Origin of the sequence: Duganella sp. Leaf61, assembly GCF_001421905.1 — a bacterium.
Lineage (GTDB): Bacteria > Pseudomonadota > Gammaproteobacteria > Burkholderiales > Burkholderiaceae_D > Rugamonas > Rugamonas zoogloeoides.
Genome location: NZ_LMLM01000001.1, coordinates 717,155 through 734,405, shown reverse-complemented (window position 1 = coordinate 734,405; position 17,251 = coordinate 717,155). Strand labels below are relative to the sequence as shown.

At 64.7% G+C, this 17,251-nt stretch carries 14 protein-coding genes; 2 read left to right on the top strand and 12 right to left on the bottom strand.

Translation table 11 applies throughout. From position 1 onward, the window contains the following. Window positions 1-4 precede the first annotated feature (4 nt). Complete coding sequence (locus tag ASF04_RS03175; protein ID WP_056138045.1) at window positions 5-1,363, top strand: aspartate aminotransferase family protein; 1,359 nt, start codon at window positions 5-7, stop codon at window positions 1,361-1,363. On the opposite strand, the gene panB is transcribed toward ASF04_RS03175, so the two are convergent. From panB to hda, 5 genes are all read right to left on the bottom strand, one after another. Beyond that, window positions 1,360-2,241 (bottom strand): 3-methyl-2-oxobutanoate hydroxymethyltransferase, encoded by an 882-nt coding sequence (gene panB, locus ASF04_RS03170; protein WP_200931058.1) that lies wholly within the window; start codon window positions 2,239-2,241, stop codon window positions 1,360-1,362. The two genes, ASF04_RS03175 and panB, sit on opposite strands and share 4 nt — an antisense overlap. Window positions 2,242-2,309: 68 nt before the next feature. Further along, window positions 2,310-2,822 (bottom strand): 2-amino-4-hydroxy-6-hydroxymethyldihydropteridine diphosphokinase, encoded by a 513-nt coding sequence (gene folK / locus ASF04_RS03165; protein ID WP_056138043.1) that lies wholly within the window; start codon window positions 2,820-2,822, stop codon window positions 2,310-2,312. Between the two features lie 8 nt (window positions 2,823-2,830). After that, window positions 2,831-4,423, bottom strand: a complete 1,593-nt coding sequence (gene pcnB / locus ASF04_RS03160; protein WP_056138041.1) for a polynucleotide adenylyltransferase PcnB — start codon at window positions 4,421-4,423, stop codon at window positions 2,831-2,833. After that, the gene (locus ASF04_RS03155; protein ID WP_056138040.1) at window positions 4,416-5,090 is read right to left on the bottom strand and encodes an HAD family phosphatase; all 675 of its coding nucleotides are present in this window, start codon (window positions 5,088-5,090) and stop codon (window positions 4,416-4,418) included. The genes pcnB and ASF04_RS03155 overlap by 8 nt, the downstream gene beginning before the upstream one ends. Then, entirely contained in the window at window positions 5,087-5,773 is a 687-nt protein-coding gene (gene hda / locus ASF04_RS03150; RefSeq protein WP_056138038.1) for a DnaA regulatory inactivator Hda, read from the bottom strand. Before hda ends, ASF04_RS03155 begins: the two co-directional genes overlap by 4 nt. A 244-nt stretch (window positions 5,774-6,017) precedes the next feature. Here hda and purM point away from each other — a divergent pair, with 244 nt between their 5' ends. Further along, a complete protein-coding gene (purM, locus tag ASF04_RS03145) occupies window positions 6,018-7,061 on the top strand; it encodes a phosphoribosylformylglycinamidine cyclo-ligase (RefSeq protein ID WP_056138035.1) in 1,044 nt (347 codons plus the stop codon). A 51-nt stretch (window positions 7,062-7,112) separates the two neighbouring features. Here purM and ASF04_RS03140 read toward each other — a convergent pair whose 3' ends face one another. The 7 genes from ASF04_RS03140 to ASF04_RS03110 all read right to left on the bottom strand — a co-directional run bounded on the left by ASF04_RS03140 (window position 7,113) and on the right by ASF04_RS03110 (window position 17,128). Continuing rightward, entirely contained in the window at window positions 7,113-8,327 is a 1,215-nt protein-coding gene (locus tag ASF04_RS03140) for a 6-phosphofructokinase (protein ID WP_056138033.1), read from the bottom strand. A 40-nt stretch (window positions 8,328-8,367) separates the two neighbouring features. Further along, window positions 8,368-10,377, bottom strand: a complete 2,010-nt coding sequence (locus ASF04_RS03135; RefSeq protein ID WP_056138031.1) for a S9 family peptidase — start codon at window positions 10,375-10,377, stop codon at window positions 8,368-8,370. Continuing rightward, complete coding sequence (locus tag ASF04_RS03130) at window positions 10,374-12,479, bottom strand: alpha/beta fold hydrolase (protein WP_056138029.1); 2,106 nt, start codon at window positions 12,477-12,479, stop codon at window positions 10,374-10,376. The genes ASF04_RS03135 and ASF04_RS03130 overlap by 4 nt, the downstream gene beginning before the upstream one ends. Before the next feature lie 63 nt (window positions 12,480-12,542). Then, complete coding sequence (locus tag ASF04_RS03125; protein ID WP_056138028.1) at window positions 12,543-14,606, bottom strand: sodium:solute symporter family protein; 2,064 nt, start codon at window positions 14,604-14,606, stop codon at window positions 12,543-12,545. Next, window positions 14,603-14,866, bottom strand: coding sequence for a DUF4212 domain-containing protein (locus tag ASF04_RS03120; RefSeq protein ID WP_056138026.1), 264 nt, complete (start codon window positions 14,864-14,866; stop codon window positions 14,603-14,605). The genes ASF04_RS03125 and ASF04_RS03120 overlap by 4 nt, the downstream gene beginning before the upstream one ends. Before the next feature lie 13 nt (window positions 14,867-14,879). Beyond that, window positions 14,880-16,421, bottom strand: a complete 1,542-nt coding sequence (locus ASF04_RS03115) for a sensor histidine kinase (protein WP_056138024.1) — start codon at window positions 16,419-16,421, stop codon at window positions 14,880-14,882. Continuing rightward, entirely contained in the window at window positions 16,418-17,128 is a 711-nt protein-coding gene (locus ASF04_RS03110; protein ID WP_056138021.1) for a response regulator transcription factor, read from the bottom strand. Before ASF04_RS03110 ends, ASF04_RS03115 begins: the two co-directional genes overlap by 4 nt. Window positions 17,129-17,251 lie beyond the last annotated feature (123 nt).

Here is a 17,251-nt window from a genome sequence, read left to right as displayed (position 1 = left end):
GCGCATGGGCACCCGCGACGGATTGAACTGGCCCCGCGTGCAAGCGCTGGCCGCGCGCGAACGCGCCGACTATATCGCCCGCCATCCGGCGTCGCAAGCCCTGGCCGCGCAGGCATCGCAGCACCTGCTGTTCGGCGTGCCGATGCACTGGATGAACGACTGGTCCACGCCGTTCCCGTTGACGGTGACCGAAGCCTCGGGCGCACATTTTACGGACGCCGACGGCATGCAGTATGCCGACTTCTGCCTCGGTGACACCGGCGCCATGTTTGGCCACGCACCGGCTCCAGTGGCCGCCGCCATCGCGCGCCAGGCTGCGCGTGGTTACACGGCGATGCTGCCTTCAAACGATGCCGCACCGGTAGCAAGCGAACTGGCGCGCCGCTTCGGCCTGCCGTACTGGCAGTTCGCATTATCCGCTTCGGACGCCAACCGCTTCATGCTGCGCTGGCTGCGCGCAGCCACTGGCCGCAGCAAGATCCTGGTCTTCAACGGCTGTTACCACGGCACCGTGGACGATGTGTTCGTGGACCTGAAGAATGGCGTACCGGTGCAGCGCGCCAGCCTGCTGGGCCAGGTGCACGACCTGACCGCACACACGGTGGTGGTGGAGTTCAACGACCTGGCCGCGCTGGACACCGCACTGAGCGCCGGCGACGTCGCCTGCGTGCTGGCCGAACCGGTGATGACCAACGCCGGCATGGTGCTGCCGCAGCCCGGCTACTGGGATGCCGCGCAGGACATCATCGCGCGCCATGGCACGCTTCTCGTGATCGACGAAACCCACACCATCAGCAGCGGCCCCGGTGGCTATGCGCGAGCGCACGGCATGCGGCCCGACGCCGTGGTGATCGGCAAGCCGCTGGCCGGCGGCCTGCCTTGCGCGGCGTACGGCATGACTGAGGAACTGGCCTGCCGGGTGGAACACGCCAAGCGCAGCGCCCCGGCCGGCCACTCTGGCATCGGCACCACCTTGAGTGCCAATATGTTCGCCATGGCCGCCATGCGCGCCAACCTGGAGCAGGTGATGACGGCGGCGGCCTATACACAGATGTTCGCCATGGCGCAGCAACTGGCCGACGGTCTGCGTGCCATCATCGCGAAGCACGGTTTGCCATGGTGCGTGACGCAAGTGGGCGCTCGCACCGAATTCCAGTTCGGCCTCTTGCCACCGCCTGACGGCAGCACGGCACTGGCGCTGATGGACGAAGAGCTGGAACAGGCCATCCACCTGTATCTTCTCAATCGCGGCGTATTGATCACGCCATTCCACAACATGCTGCTGGTGTGCCCGGCCACCAGCGAAGAGGATTTGCAGCGCTTGCTACAGGCATTCGACGATTGCCTGGCAGCCCTGCTTTAGAAGCAGTGTTCGAGCGCCGGGAAGCTGCCGTCCTTCACCGCGCTGACGTACGCGGTGATGGCGCCGTCGATGCTGGTCTGGCCGTCCATGAAGTTTTTCACGAAGCGCGCCTTGCGGCCGGGGAAGACGCCGAGCAGGTCATGCATCACCAGCACCTGGCCCGAGCAGTCGGGGCCCGCGCCGATGCCGATGGTGGGCACGGTCAGCAAATCGGTCACTTCCTTGCCCAGCGCGGCGGGGATGGCTTCGAGCAGCACCACGGCGGCGCCGGCCGCTTGCAGGGCCATGGCGTCGCGCTTGAGCAGTTCGGCGCTGTCGGCGGTTTTGCCTTGTACCTTGTAGCCGCCCAGCTGGTGCACCGACTGCGGCGTCAGGCCCAGGTGGGCGCAGATCGGCACGCCGCGCTCGGTCAGGAAACGCACGGTGTCGGCCAGCCAGGCGCCGCCTTCGATCTTGATCATGTGGGCGCCGGCCTGCATCAGCAGCACGGCGTTGTGGTACGCGGTTTCGGGCGTGCCGTACGAACCGAACGACAGGTCGGCCATGACCATTGCCGACTTGCTGCCGCGCGCAACGGCGGCCGTGTGATAGGCCAGTTCGGCCACCGTGACCGGCAGCGTCGACGGGTGGCCATTGCAGACCATGCCCAGCGAGTCGCCAATGAGCAGGATCTCGACGCCGCAGCGGTCCATCAGCGAGGCGAAGCTGGCGTCGTAGCAGGTGAGCATGGCGATTTTTTCACCGCGTGCGCGCAGCTCGGCCAGCGTGTGGATGGTCACTGCCTTGGTGGCGGCCGACTTGGCCGGTGCAGGTGCGGGCACGTTGGCGGCGGGCTTTTGGCTCGCGGCCAGTTCGTTTCCTTGCAAATAACCAGACATGGTAATCCTTTAAAAATGGGGGCAGACGGCGCTAGTGTAGCGGTAAGCGCTGGCCGCTGCCCGGGAAGCTAAAGAGGGGAAATAGCCTGGTCGGCCACGGCGGCAAGATAATCGTGCGCCGCGCCGCGGCCGGGAATATGGATGGCCGGGGCCAGTTCGAGCAGCGGCACCAGCACGAAGGCGCGCTCGGTGATGCGTGGATGCGGCACGCTCAAGGCCGGGGTGTCGATCACGGTGTCGCCATACAGCAGCAGGTCCAGGTCCAGCGTGCGCGGGGCGTTGCGGTAGGGACGTTCGCGCCCGTGCGCCTGCTCGATAGCGTGCAGGCCGTGCAGCAGCGCCTCGGCGGCTAGCGTGGTGGCGATGCGCGCCACGGCGTTGATGTAGTCGTCGCCGCTGGAGTCGATGGGGGCCGTGCGGTACAGGCTGGAGGTGGCCATCAGCGTGCAGCCCGCGAGCTTTTGCAGGCGCTCGAAGGCGTCGGCCACGTTGGCGCGGGCGTCGCCGAGGTTGGCGCCGATGCCGATGTAGGCGATGGTGAAGGCGAAGCCGCCTTCATCCGGTTTGGCGATGATGCTCATGACTGCACTCAGTCGTGATCGGAACCCGCGCCGCCGGCGCCGCCATTGCCGCCGTTGCCACCATTGCCGGCACCGGGCGTGCCGCTTTCGGCAGCCGCTGCATGACCACGGGCGCGACTGCGACGTGGTGCACGCTTGCGCTTGGGCGCTTCGCCGGTGCGGGCCGGTGCATCGGTGTAATCATCTTCTCCGGCTGCACCGGTGGCATCCGGGGCACCGGCAGCACTGAAACCGCCAGCGCCACCGGCACGCGAAGCCCCTGCACGCGAACCACCGGCAGCACCGGCGCCACCAGCACCAGCGCCAGCAGCACGCGGAGGACGCGGCGCCCGGCTGGCGCTGGCAATCAGCGCCTCGCGGCCGGCTTCATCGGATTCGTAAAACGCGGTCCACCATTCACCGAGTTCGGCATCGATCTCGCCCGATGCGCAGCGCAGCAGCAGGAAGTCGTAGCCGGCGCGGAAGCGCAGGTGTTCGAGCAGCTTGTGCGGGGCCTTGCCGGTACGGCGCTCGAACCGCGGCTGCATCGACCAGATGTCGCGCATGTCGGTGCCGATCTTGCGTTGCAGCGCCAGCTTTTCGGTTTGCGAATCGAGCACGTCGTCGGCGGCCAGGTGCAGCGCGGGAATGGTCTGCTCGCCGGCGGCGCGGTACGCGGTCCATTTTTCCAGCACCTGGTGCCACAGCAGCGACGCAAACAGGAAGCCCGGCGAGACCGTCTTGCCGGCGGCGATGCGGGCGTCGGTCGAGTCCAGCGCCAGCGTGACGAACTTGAAGCCCATCGGCTGTTCCAGCACCACGTCGAGCAGCGGCAGCAGACCGTGGTGCAGGCCCTCCTTGCGCAGCTGCTGCAGGCACGCCAGCGCGTGGCCGCTCATCAGCAGCTTGAGCATTTCGTCGAACACGCGCGCGGCCGGCACGTTGTCGATCAGCGGCGCCATCAGCGCGATTGGCGCGGCAGTCGTCGGCTCGATCGTGAATTTCAGTTTTGCGGCAAAGCGCACCACGCGCAGCATGCGCACCGGGTCTTCGCGGTAGCGCGCTTCGGGCTGGCCGATGATGCGCAGGGTTTTCGCGCGGATGTCTTCGATGCCGCCGTGGTAGTCGAGCACCTGCTGATTGGCCGGGTTGTAGTACATGGCGTTGATGGTGAAGTCGCGCCGCACCGCGTCCTCCGCCTGCGAGCCGAAAGTGTTGTCCCGCAGGACGCGGCCATGTTCATCCTTGGGCGCGTTGTCCGACGTGGTGCCACGGAAGGTGGTCACCTCCAGCAAATCCTGGCCGAACATCACGTGCACGATCTGGAACCGCTTGCCGATGATGAACGCGCGGCGGAACAGTTTTCGGACCTGCTCCGGCGTGGCGTTGGTGGCGATGTCGAAGTCTTTCGGTTTCACGCCCAGCAGCAGGTCGCGCACCGCGCCGCCCACCACGAACGCTTCGAAGCCGGCTTCCTGCAAGGTGCTGGTGACGCGTACTGCGTTGTTCGACAGCAGTTTCGGATCGATGCCATGCGCGTCCGGACCCAGCACCACGGGGGTATTGGTGTCGCGCACCTTGGTCTTGGTGCCCAGGATTTTGCGGATCAGTTTCTTAATCATTGAACAGTTCAATCAGTTGCCAGCCTTGGGCGGTGGCGTGCGTTTTCAGGGTGGCGTTGGCATTGGTGGCCACCGGGTGGCTCACCAGCGACATCAGGGGCAGGTCGTTGTGCGAGTCGCTGTAGAAGTGGACCGTGTCGAAATCCGCGAAAGTCTTGCCCATCTTGTCCAGCCACGCTTCGGTATGGGTGATCTTGCCCTTGCCCTGGGTGGGCGTGCCCAGCAGCCGGCCGGTGACATTGCCGTCCGCGTCCAACTCGGGCATGGCGGCGATCAGGTGCTCCACGCCCAGCGCGCGGGCGATCGGCTCGGTGACGAAATGGTTGGTGGCCGTGACGATGGCGACCAAATCTCCGGCATCCTGGTGCTGCTTGAGCAGCGCCAGCGCGGCGGGGCGGATGTTGGGCACGATCACCTCGGTCATGAATTGCGCACGCATCTCGTCCAGTTTGGCGCGCGGGAACCGAGCCAGCGTACCGAGCGCGAATTCGAGATATTCCACCGGGTCGATGGTGCCGGCCTGGTACTGGGCGTAGAAGGCATCGTTGCGGCGGGCGAACTCGACGGCATCGACGGCGCCGAGGCGGACCAGGAACTCGCCCCACTCGTGGTCGGAGTCGATGGGCAGCAGGGTGTGGTCGAGGTCAAATAAGGCGAGTTTTTTCATTCTTTTGCTTCCGCCTGCAACCACTCGCGCAACAGCGGCAGCGTGATCGGGCGTTGGGTTTCCAGTGAATATTGATCCAGCGAATCGAGCATGGTCGACAGGGAACTCATGTCTCGCTGGAAATGAGATAAGAGGTAGGGTATCACGCCCGGCGACAGCGTCAAGCCGCGCGCGGTGGCGGCCGCACCCAGGGCGGCGACCTTTTCATCGTCGGTCAGACCATGCACTTGGTAGATCAGGCCCCAGCCCATGCGGGTGCGCAAATCTTCGCGCACGGGCAACACCGCCGGGGCCACCGCGCCGCTGCACACCATGAAAGCGTTGTTGGCGCGGATTTCGTTAAACAGCGCAAAGGCGTCGATCTGCGCGACCGGCGACAGCTTTTCGCAGTCGTCGAGCAGGTACAGGTCAACGTCGGGGGAATAGACGAATTCGGTTTCGATCGAGAACGGCGAGATGTAGCGCGCGCGCAGTTGCTCGGCTTCACCGCCGGCCGAGGCCAGCGCTTTCAACAGGTGGGTCTTGCCCACGCCGGCATTGCCCCAGAGATAGGCGAAGTGCTCGCGCGCCGTGCGCGAGGCGAACTGGGCCAGCAGCGCCATTGCCTCGGCATTTTGGCCAACCTCGAACGCTTCGAGGCTGTGCGGCTGGTCCGCGCCCAAATCGAGCACCAGCTGCTTCATGGTGGTCCCATCATCTGCATAACGTCGTACTTGTCATTTTTTCTTGTTAACGTCATGCATTATAGAAGGTGCCGCCCCCACAACTGGCCCAAACGCTGTTTGTTTTCGCTTCCACGAGCAGAAAAATGGCGGCAAATGGCATAAAAAGGGATTTTGACGGGGCAGTTTGATAAAATAGCGGATTGACCGGGCCATAAAAACGGTCTCCGCCTTCTATTTTACCGCCTCCGCTGCGAAATACACCATGAGCCAACCTTCAAATGTTTCCCTGTCCTACCGTGACGCCGGCGTCGATATCGATGCAGGTGACGCCTTAGTCGAAGCGATCAAGCCATTTGCCAAGCGCACCCTGCGCGAAGGCGTGTTGGGCGGCCTCGGTGGTTTCGGCGCCATGTTCGAGATCAGCAAGAAGTTCAAGGAGCCGGTCCTGGTGTCGGGCACCGACGGCGTGGGCACCAAGCTCAAGCTGGCGTTCGAGCTGAACCGTCACGACACGGTCGGCATCGACCTTGTGGCCATGAGCGTCAACGACATCCTGGTGCAGGGCGCCGAGCCGCTGTTCTTCCTCGACTATTTCGCCTGCGGCAAGCTCGACGTGGCCATCGCCACCGATGTCATCAAGGGCATCGCCCAGGGTTGCGAGCAAGCCGGCTGCGCGCTGATCGGCGGCGAAACCGCTGAAATGCCAAGCATGTACCCGGCCGGCGAATACGACCTGGCCGGTTTCGCGGTCGGCGCGGTGGAAAAATCGCAGATCATCGACGGCACCAAGATCGCCCCGGGCGACGTGATCCTGGGCCTGGCGTCGTCGGGCGTGCACTCTAACGGTTACTCGCTGGTGCGCAAGATCATCGAAGTCGCGAAACCGGACCTGGAAGGCGACTTCCACGGCCGCAAGCTGGCCGACGTGCTGATGCAGCCTACCCGCATCTACGTCAAGCCGCTGCTGGCGCTGATGGCGTCGCTGGAAGTCAAAGGCATGGTCCACATCACCGGTGGCGGCCTGGTCGAAAACATCCCGCGCGTGCTGCAGCCTGGCCTGGTCGCCGAGCTGGACGGCAAATCGTGGACCATGCCACCACTGTTCACCTGGCTGCAACAGCACGGCGGCGTGGCCGACGCTGAAATGCACCGCGTGTTCAACTGCGGTATCGGCATGACCGTGATCGTCTCGCAAGAGAACGCAGCAGCAGCGATTGCCCAGCTGCAAGCAGCGGGCGAAACCGTGTACACCATCGGCAAGATCCGCGCGCGCGTGGGTGACGAGCACCAGACTATCGTGGTGTAAGTTTTATCTGTCGGAAAATCAAAGCACGCTGCGGCGTGCTTTTTTATTGCTTCAACGCTTGAGTATCTTCTCCACCGGCGCCGGCCGCAACCGGAACGCATCGGGCATCCCCGACCCCAAGAGCGGGCGCAGGTACATCCGGAACGCGTCGGTCACATCGGTGCCGCTGGCGCTGATGAATTCGTCCTCCATCACCCGCGTTTTCCCGGCCACGTCCTGCAAGGCCTGCAATTCGTAATCGACCGAGTAGAAGCCGGTGCGCTTGATGGCGACCGAGCCGTCGCGGTCGCCCCACATGGCGAACTGCACCGCTTTTTCTCCCACTTCGCGCGCCTCGCGCTGGTCGACGTCCGAGACGCAGCCGATGAACGAGCGCTGCAAGTAGCCGAAGGTATCGCCGCGCACGCGCTTGATGCCAAGCTTGGCCTTGATCTCGTCGCACAGCAAATCGGCCAGCGCGCCGGTGCCTGACAGCTGCACATTGCCATGGGCGTCGCGCTCGACTTCTTGCGACAGCAGGGTGGCGATTGCCGCGCCCGAGGCGTCGTGGATGCCCTCCGATACTGCCACCACGCAGCGCCCGTAGCGCGCATACACGTCTTTGACGTCGCGCAAAAACTGGTCGAGAGAAAACACCCGTTCGGGCAGGTAGATCAGGTGCGGGCCGTCGTCCGGGAATTTTTTGCCAAGGGCGGCAGCAGCAGTGAGGAAACCGGCATGGCGGCCCATCACCACGCCGACATAGACGCCGGGCAGCGCGGCATTGTCGAGGTTGGCGCCTGCAAACGCTTGCGCGACGAAGCGCGCAGCGGACGGAAAGCCCGGCGTGTGATCGTTGCCGACCAGGTCGTTGTCGATGGTCTTGGGGATGTGGATGCAGCGCAGCGCGTAGTTGGCCTGTTGCGCCTGCTCGCTGACGATGCGCACGGTGTCGGACGAATCGTTGCCGCCGATATAGTAAAACTGCTCGATCTCGTGGGCGCGCAATACCTTGAAGATTTCGGCACAGTAGGCCATATCGGGCTTGTCGCGGGTGGAGCCGAGCGCCGACGACGGCGTGGCTGCCACCATTTCCAGGTTCTGGCTGGTTTCGCGCGTTAAATCCACCAGGTTCTCGTCGATGATGCCGCGCACGCCGTGCATGGCGCCATAGACGCGGGTGCAGTCGCGAAAGCGCCGTGCTTCGAGCACCACGCCGGCCAGCGACTGGTTGATCACGGCGGTGGGCCCGCCCCCTTGCGCTACCAGGATTTTGCCTGACGTCATGGTGTCTCCTCCATTATCAAGAAACCTGACTATACCCGTCCTAGCGCCCCGCGCCGATCTGCTTGTCGAGGAATTTTTCCACCCGGCCCCAGAAGTCGATGCGGTTCTTTGGCAGCGCCCAGCCGTGGCCTTCCTCTTCGTACTCGACCCATTCGACGTTTGGATTGGTCTTCTTGACGGCGTCGTAAAACTTGATGCCGTGGCTGAGTGGCACGCGCACGTCGGCGCCGCCGTAGGCCAGCAGCAGCGGTTGCTTGATCTCGGCTGCGCGCCGCAACGGCGACGTGGCCTGGATCTGCGCCGCATCCTTGACCTGGTCGGCCACCAGCTCGGGCATGCCGTATTGCTTCCAGCCGGCCGACATGTCCGAGCTGTAGCGCCCGCCACTGTCGTACATCAGGTCGATATCGGTGACGCCGATCCAGTTGATGCCGCACTTGTACAGGTCGGGATCGTTGATCAGGCCCATCAAGGTGGAATAGCCGCCATAGCTGGCGCCGGCGATGCAGATGCGTCTGGCGTCGGCCGTGCCCTGGGCAATCGCCCAGCGCGTGCCGTCGGCAATGTCGTCCTGCATTTTCAGGCCCCATTGCTTCCAGCCGGCCATGAAGTGGGCGTTGCCGTGGCCGGTGGTGCCACGAAACTCCGGTTCCAGCACGGCGTAGCCGCGCGAGGCCAGGAACTGGGCGTCGGCGTTCCAGTTCCAGTTCTCGCCGCGCATGAACGGGCCGCCGTGGACCAGCACCACCATCGGCAAATTCTTGTCCTTGCCACCCGGCGGCAAGGTCAGCCAGGCGGGAATGGTCAATCCGTCGCGCGCGGTGTACTGCACCAGGTCGCGCGTGCCCATGGTGGACGCCTTGATCGCGGGCGCCACATTGCCCACTTCGCTCATCTTGCCGGTCTCGGTGTTGAACACCAGGAAGCGGCGCGGCTGCCGGTCCGAATACGATTCCACCAGCACCCACGGCGTTTCCGGGCGCTTGGGCGGGGTCACCAGGTTGACCAGGCCCGGCAGCCTGGCGTCGATTTTCTGTTGCAGCGCCTGCATGCCGGGATCGAACCACACCGAGCCCTCGGCGTCGCCATCGACACGCACGCCCAGCAGCTTGTCGTTGCTGATCACCAGGTGGCCCTGAAAATCGAAGCCGTCCAGCGTGACCAGGCGCTGGCCCAGCTTGTTGTTCTTGAGGTCATAGATATACAGCGCACTGAGGTCCTGGCCGCCGTTGGCCACCACGTACAGGCTGCCGTCCGGCCCGAACGCCAGCGGCGAAAAGCTGTTCTTGTTGGCGGCATAGGCGTTGAAACTGGCCAGCACGCGCCAGGCGCCGGTAGCCGGGTCGAGGTACTGGATTTTCTGGATGTTCTGATCCAGCGTTTCCACCAGGCGCGGTTCGCCCTTGTGGTCGAGCAGCCAGTCCTGCGCCGTGCCGGGGTGATCTACCGGGCGCGACAGGCCGTTGCGGGTGTTGACGCGCACCAGGTCTTGCGAGACCAGGATGCCGGGCGCGATGATGCCGGCGTCGGTCACATACACGTCGTCGCCGGTTTGCGGACCGTCCTGGTCCAGCATGAACGTGTGCCACGGCAGCATGTCGTCGCGGTCGCCACCGGCGCGGATGAACTGTTCGTTGCGCTTGGCCAACTGGCGGAACTGCTTGCCGTCGCGGTTGACTGCAAACACGCCGGGCGCAAAGCGCACGTCGCGCCGGCCCTGGGTGCGGTCCACCGTGGAAAACAGCAGCCGCTCGTTGTTGACCCAGCGCGCCTGGCCGATGTCGGTATCGCGGAACTGCGCCACCATGGCCGCTTCCATCGTGGTCAGGTCCACCACCGCCAGGCCGTCGCGCCGGTCCCGGGCGCCGGTGAAGGCGGCCAGGTAGCGGCCGTTGGGCGAGAGCATGGCGCCGTTGAAGGCGGGGTTGCTGAAGAAGCTGGCAATCGGTGAAGGTGCTGCTGACGCCGGGCTGGAGGCAGCCTCTGCCAGCGGGGCTGCCAGCAACAGCAGCGCCGTCAACGCCGTCAACGCAGTATTAAGCGCCTTCATTGCGCTGCTCCAGCTGGAGTCCCGGCCCCGGTCCCGGTTCCGGCTGCAGCCGCAGAGCCGGCTGGGCCGATATGCTTGTCGAGGAATTTTTCTACCCGGCCCCAGAAGTCGATGCGGTTCTTCGGCAGCGCCCAGCCGTGGCCTTCTTCCTCGTACTCCACCCATTCCACCTCGGGATTGGTCTGCCTGACGGCCTTGTAGAACTTGGTGCCATGGGGCAGCGGCACGCGGCGGTCGGCGCCGCCGTAGGCCAGCAGCAGCGGTTGCTTGATCTCGGCTGCGCGCAGCAGCGGCGACGTTGCCTTGAACTGGTCGGCATCCTTGACCTGGTCGCCGACCAGTTGCGGCATGCCGTACTGCTTCCAGGTCTCGGAGAGGTCGGACGTGAAGTTCCAGTGGCCGTCGTACATCATGTTGATGTCAGTCACGCCCACCCAGTTGATGCCGCACTGGTACAAGTCCTTGTCGTTGATCAGGCCCATCAGCGTGGCATAGCCGCCGTAGCTGGCGCCGGCAATGCAGATGCGCCTGGGATCGGCCGTGCCCTGGGCAATCGCCCAGCGCGCGCCGTCGGCGATATCGTCCTGCATTTTCAGGCCCCATTGTTTCCAGCCGGCGCGGAAATGCTTGTTGCCGAAGCCGGTGCTGCCGCGATACTCGGGTTCCAGCACCGCGTAGCCGCGCGAGGCCAGGAACTGGCTGTCCGCGTTCCAGCCCCAGCTATTGCCGCGCACATGCGGGCCGCCGTGCACCAGCACCACCAGCGGCAGGTTCTTGCCGTCGCCCTTGGGCACGGTGAGCCAGGCCGGAATGGTCAGGCCATCGCGCGCCTTGTAGTGCACCAGGGTCTGGCGCGCCATTTGTTCGGGCTTGATCTTCGGATGGCTGCCGCCTACCGTGGTCAAACTGCCGGTCTCGCTGTTGTAGAGCAGGGTGCGCGACGGGAACTGGTCGGCATAGGCAATCACCAGCACCCACGGCGTTTCGGACCGGGTGGGCACGCTCAGCAGGTTGACGGTGTTGGGCAGCATGGCGTCGATCTTTTCCTGCATCGCCTGCATGCCGGCATCGAACCAGGTGGTGCCGCTGGCATCGGCCAGGTAGCGCACGCCGAGCAGCTTGCCGTTGGCGGTGACCAGGCTGCCGCTAAAGTCGTAGCCGTCGATCTGTACCAGCGGCTGCGGCGCCACCTGGTTGGTGGCCAGGTCGTATTTATGCAGCGACGTGGTGTCCTTGCCGGCGTGGGTGACCACGTACAGCGTGCCGTCCGGGCCGAAGGCGCGTGGCGAGAATCCGTCCTTGCCGCCGGTATAGGTGTTGTACGAGGCCAGTTCGCGCCAGGTGCTGGTGGCCGGATCGCGGTACTGGATCGTGCTGATGCCTTTTTTGGACGTGGTGACGATGCGCGGCTCACCCTTGTCGTCGAGCAGCCACCGCTTGCTGTCATCGGGGGCGCCGGTCACCGGCGTCGCCCGCCCGGTCAGGGTATTGAGGCGCAACAGGCCCGTCTCGTGCACCTGGCTGGCCCCCGACATCTCGGGCCGCACCACGTACACGAACTCGCTGTCCTGCGCGGCCTTCTGGCCCAGCAGATAGGTATTGGCCGGCAACATGTCGCGGTTGCGTATCATGCTGCCGCCGGTAAACAGCGACTTGCCGCTGCGGCTGGCCAGCTGGATGAACTTGCTGGCGTCGCGGTTGATCGCGTACAGGCCCGGACCGTAGCGCGCATCGCCCTGGCCCACGGTGCGGTCGGTGGCGGTAAACACCAGCCGCTCGTCATTGACCCACTGGAAACTGCCGATGTCGGCATCGCCAAAGGTGGCCACCACCTTGACGCTGGTGTCGGCCAGCGTGACCACCGCCAGGCGGTCGCGCTGGTCCTTGCTGCCGATGCGCACCGCCAGGTATTTGCCGGTGGGCGAGAGCAGGGCGCCGCTGAACTCGGGGTTTTCAAAGAAGTCGGTGATCGGCGGTCGCTGGGCGACCGTGGCTGGCGCCGGCTCGGCGGCGTGCGCCAGCGTGGCAAGTGGGGCGCTGGCCACAACAGCGGCCAGTACTGTGTAGCGGGCGCAGCGTGCGAAAACTCGGGTGGAGCACATGGTGATCGAGAGAAAATGTTAAGCTCTCAACAATACCATCCAGTTATCATAAAAGCCATTAAATTATTTCTCAGGCGCACGAATATAGTCCACTAGCGCACTCGTCTGTGAGTCTTGTGGCGGCGTCAGCAGGCTCACCACCACCATCACCAGGAGGCCCGCCGGCACGCCGAAAATCCCGGCCGACGTGGGGGCGATATGGAACCATTGGCCAGTGACACTGCCGCCCAGCACCGGGTTGGCGTGCAACATGTAGTACAGGCATACGGCAAAGCCGGCGATCATGCCGGCCACGGCGCCCTGGTGGTTGGCGCGCTTCCAGAACACGCCGAGCACCAGCGCCGGGAACAGGGTCGAGCCGGCCAGCGAGAATGCCGCGCCCACCAGCGAGATGATGTCGCCGGGCCGCTGCGAGGCGGCGTAGGCGGCAATAAAGGCCACGCCGAGCAGCAGCAGCTTGGAAATCGTCACGCGCTTCTGGGTGGACGCGTGGCGGTCGACGATCTTGTAATAGATGTCGTGCGACAGCGCATTGGAAATCGCCAGCAGCAGGCCGTCGGCAGTGGACAGCGCGGCAGCCAGGCCGCCAGCGGCCACCAGGCCCGAAACCACGTACGGCAACCCGGCGATTTCGGGCGCGGCGAGCACCAGCACGTCGGCGTCGATGGTGATTTCGGCCAGTTGCACCACGCCGTCGCGGTTGACGTCGGTAATGCTGAACAGTGGCGTCAGCTTGTCCACGTTGGCCCAGTACGACACCCAGCCGGGCAGGTGGTTGAAGTCGCTGCCGACCAGCGCCGTATAAATATCGTATTTCACCAGGACCGCCATCGCCGGAATGGTCAGGTAAATGAGCAGGATGAAAAACAGCGCATACACCATCGACTGCCGCGTCTCGTGCACCGACGGCGTGGTGTACGCGCGCATCAGGATGTGGGGCAGCGCCACCGTGCCCAGCATCAGGCAGAACACCAGCGCGACGAAGTTGTTGCGCTTGATGGCGGAGGTTTCCGCGTCGCCCGCGTACGGCTCCGCGTGCGGGTTGATCGGACGGGCCCGGGCCAGGTTGTAGGCATGGGCTTCGGTCCATTCGCTGGCGGCGATTTCCGGGTTCTTCGGGTAGGCGATCAGCGCCCGTTCGGCGCTGCGTATGTCGAGCAGCGAGGCGTTGCGGGTTTTTACTTGGTCGAGCCGGCGCTGGGCGTCGCGCCGTCCCGCTTCCCACGAGGCGGGCAAGTTGTCGAGCCGCTGCTGGTAATCGTCGGCGCGCTGCTGGAAGATGGCGCGCACCTCCGCTTCTTTCGGATCGGCCTGCAACACCGCTTCGCGCGCGCTGAGCTTGGGCAGCAACTTGCCATAGGCTACTTGCGGGATCGGATTGTCGCTGAGCTTGATCGACATCCAGATCGCCGGCAACAGGAACGCGACCAGAATGATGATGTATTGCGCCACCTGGGTCCAGGTAATCGCCCGCATGCCGCCCAGGAACGAACAGACCAGGATCGACGCCAGCCCCAGGAAAATCCCCACGGAAAAATCGACGCCGGTAAAGCGCGACGTGATCAGCCCCACCGCGTAAATCTGCGCCACCACGTATGTAAACGAGACGATGATGGTGGCCATGACCGCCATGATGCGCACCACGCGCCCGGCCGGGTTGTCTTCGCCATTCGCTCCACCGACGCCGCCGAAGCGCATGGCAAGAAAATCGGGAATCGTGTACTGGCAAAACTTGCGCAGGTATGGCGCGATCAGCAAGGCGACCAGCACGTAGCCCCCGGTCCAGCCCATGATGTAAGCGAGGCCATCGAAGCCGTGCAGGTACAGGCCGCCGGCCAGGCTGATGAAGCTCGCTGCCGAAATCCAGTCGGCAGCAGTGGCCATGCCGTTGAACATGGCCGGCACCTTGCGCCCCGCCACGTAGTATTCAAGCACGTTGGACGTGCGGCTCAGCACCCCCAGAATCGCGTACAGCACGATGGTGGCAAACATGAACAGGTAGCCGATCCAGATGCGCGGCATGCCTTCCTGTTCCAGCAGCGTGAGGGAAAGCAAAAAACCGCCGAAGCCGGCGGTAAACAGCAGGTAGTAGCGCCGCAGTTTGCTGACGAAGCTGCGTTCTGTCATGGTTTGATCCTGGCAGCGGCACGGGCCTGGCGGTCGAGCCGGCGCATGCGCCAGGCATAGAAGCCGATGATGGCCAGATATACCAGCGACGCGCCTTGCGCGGCCAGGTAAAACGACAGCGGCCAGCCGAAGATCGACAGGTTGTTCAGTTCGCGCGCGAAAAACGCCGCGCAAAACGTCGTGATCAGCCACAGCAGCAATAACCAGCCGGTCATGCGGCGGGTTTGCTGCCAGTGGTGGCGGCGAATGGATTTATCCATGCTTTATCCTTGGCTATCCAAAGTGGGGCGGCTCATCGGGCGTATCTGGCGGATCGGCTGGCAGCGGGAAGGTCAGGCGGAACAGGCTGCCCGGCAGCTTGGCCTGCTGCACGCGCGGATTGTTGAACACATCCACCTCGGCGCCGTGCTGCTGGGCGATTTCGCGCACGATGGCCAGGCCCAGGCCGCTGCCTTCGGCAGTGTTGCCGAGGATGCGGTAAAACCGCTCGAACACGCGGGTGCGCTCGGCCGGTGGAATGCCGGGGCCCGTGTCTTCCACTTCCAGCAGCGCATGGTCTTCGATATCGACGCGCACCCGGACGGTAACGCTGCCGCCGGCCGGCGTGTAGCGCAGCGCGTTGTCGATCAGGTTGGACAGCAGCTCGCGCAGCATGGTGGGGTCGCCGGCGATGTGCACCGGCGCCGGTGGTTCTTCGTAGCCGAGGTCGATCTGCTGCACGAACGAGGCCTGCACCCAGTCGTGCACGGTGCTGCGCGCCAGCGCCGACAGCTCCAGTTGCACCATGCTGGAGCCGGCCTGCGGCTGGTTTTCCGCGCGGGCCAGGGCCAGCAACTGGTTGACCAGCCGCGTGGCCGATTCCGAGCTCTTGGCCAGTTGCTCGAGCGAGCGGTGAATTTCGCCGCTGTCGGTCTGGCGCAGCGCCAGCTCGGACTGCATGCGCATGCCCGCCAGCGGCGTGCGCATCTGGTGCGCGGCGTCGGCAATAAAGCGTTTTTGCATCTCGATGGTGTGGCCCAGCCGTTCGAGCATTTCGTTGAGCGAACCGACCAGCGGCGAAATTTCCTCCGGCACCAGGTTCGAGGCAATGGGGCTGAGGTCATCCGACCCGCGTGCGCGTATGCGTTCCTGCAGCTGCGCCAACGGAGAGAGCCCGCGCGACAGCGCAAACCACACCAGGGCCAGCACGATGGGCAGGATGATGAACTGCGGCAGGATCACGCCCTTGATGATCTCGTTGGCGAGCTGGGCGCGTTTTTCCAGTGTTTCGGCCACTTGTACCAGCGCCAGCGGCGGATGGGACGAGGGGGCGCTGTCGCTGGGTTCGACGCGGATATGGATGTAGGCGACGCGCACCGGGGTGCCATGCATGGTGTCGTTGCGAAAGCGCACGCTGCCGGCGCGGGCCTGGTCTTCGTCGGGATCGCTGCCGGGGTGGGGCAGGTCGCGGTCGCCGTCGATGGCGTCGCCGCGCGGCCCGAGGATCTGGAAATAGATGTTATCGACATCGTCGGCGCGCAGGATGTCGCGCGCGGCGCCGGACAAGCCCCGGATCAGCTTGCCATCGACCGAGCGTACCTGCTGCGCCAGCACGGTCACGCTGTCTTCCAGCGCATGGTCGAACGGCTGATTGGCGATCGACTTGGCCACCAGGTACGTAATCGCGATGCTCATCGGCCACAGCAGCAGCAGCGGCGCCAGCATCCAGTCGAGGATCTCGCCGAACAGCGAGCGTTGCATGCTCTCGTCGGGCTCGACGACAGGCGGCTGGTACTCGGGGGCGTCGTCTCCCGCGTCGGCCGCCTGCTGGCTCACTTGACCGCGTCTCCGGCTTCGACGGCAGCAGCCTTCGCGTCAGAATATTTTTCCAGGCAATAGCCGAGACCGCGCACGGTGACGATGCGCACGCCGCCCACCTCGATCTTCTTGCGCAGCCGGTGCACATACACCTCGATGGCGTTGTTGCTCACCTCTTCTCCCCATTCGCACAGGTGATCGACCAGTTGCTCCTTGGAGACCAGGCGGCCGGTGCGGGCCAGCAGGATTTCCAGCAAGCCCAGTTCGCGCGCCGACAGGTCCAGCATCTGCTCGTTGATATAGGCGCTGCGGCCCACCTGGTCGTACGACAGCGGACCGTGCTTGATCACGGTGGCGCCACCGCCCGCGCCACGGCGGGTGAGGGCGCGCACCCGCGCTTCGAGTTCCGATAGCGCAAATGGCTTGGCCATGTAGTCGTCGGCGCCCAGGTCGAGACCGTTGACGCGCTGCTCGATCGAGTCGGCTGCGGTGAGTATCAGCACCGGCAGCAGCGAGCCGCGCGAGCGCAAGCGGCGCAGCACTTCCAGGCCCGACAGCTTGGGCAGACCCAGGTCGAGAATCAGCAGGTCGAACTCCTGGGTGGAGAGGGCGGTATCGGCCTCCTGGCCGTTGCGCACGCAATCGATGGCGTAGCCGGACTGGCGCAGCGAGCGGGTGAGCCCGTCGGCGAGAACGCCGTCATCTTCGGCAAGTAATATACGCATGTGGATACTCCGGGTGCACTGGGGCAAAGACTCAAGCCGGTATTGTGTTGGATTTTTTGCTTGCTGGCGAATTTTTGCACGGCGCCCGGGCGCCACCAAAATTAATCGACATTTCAATCAAAT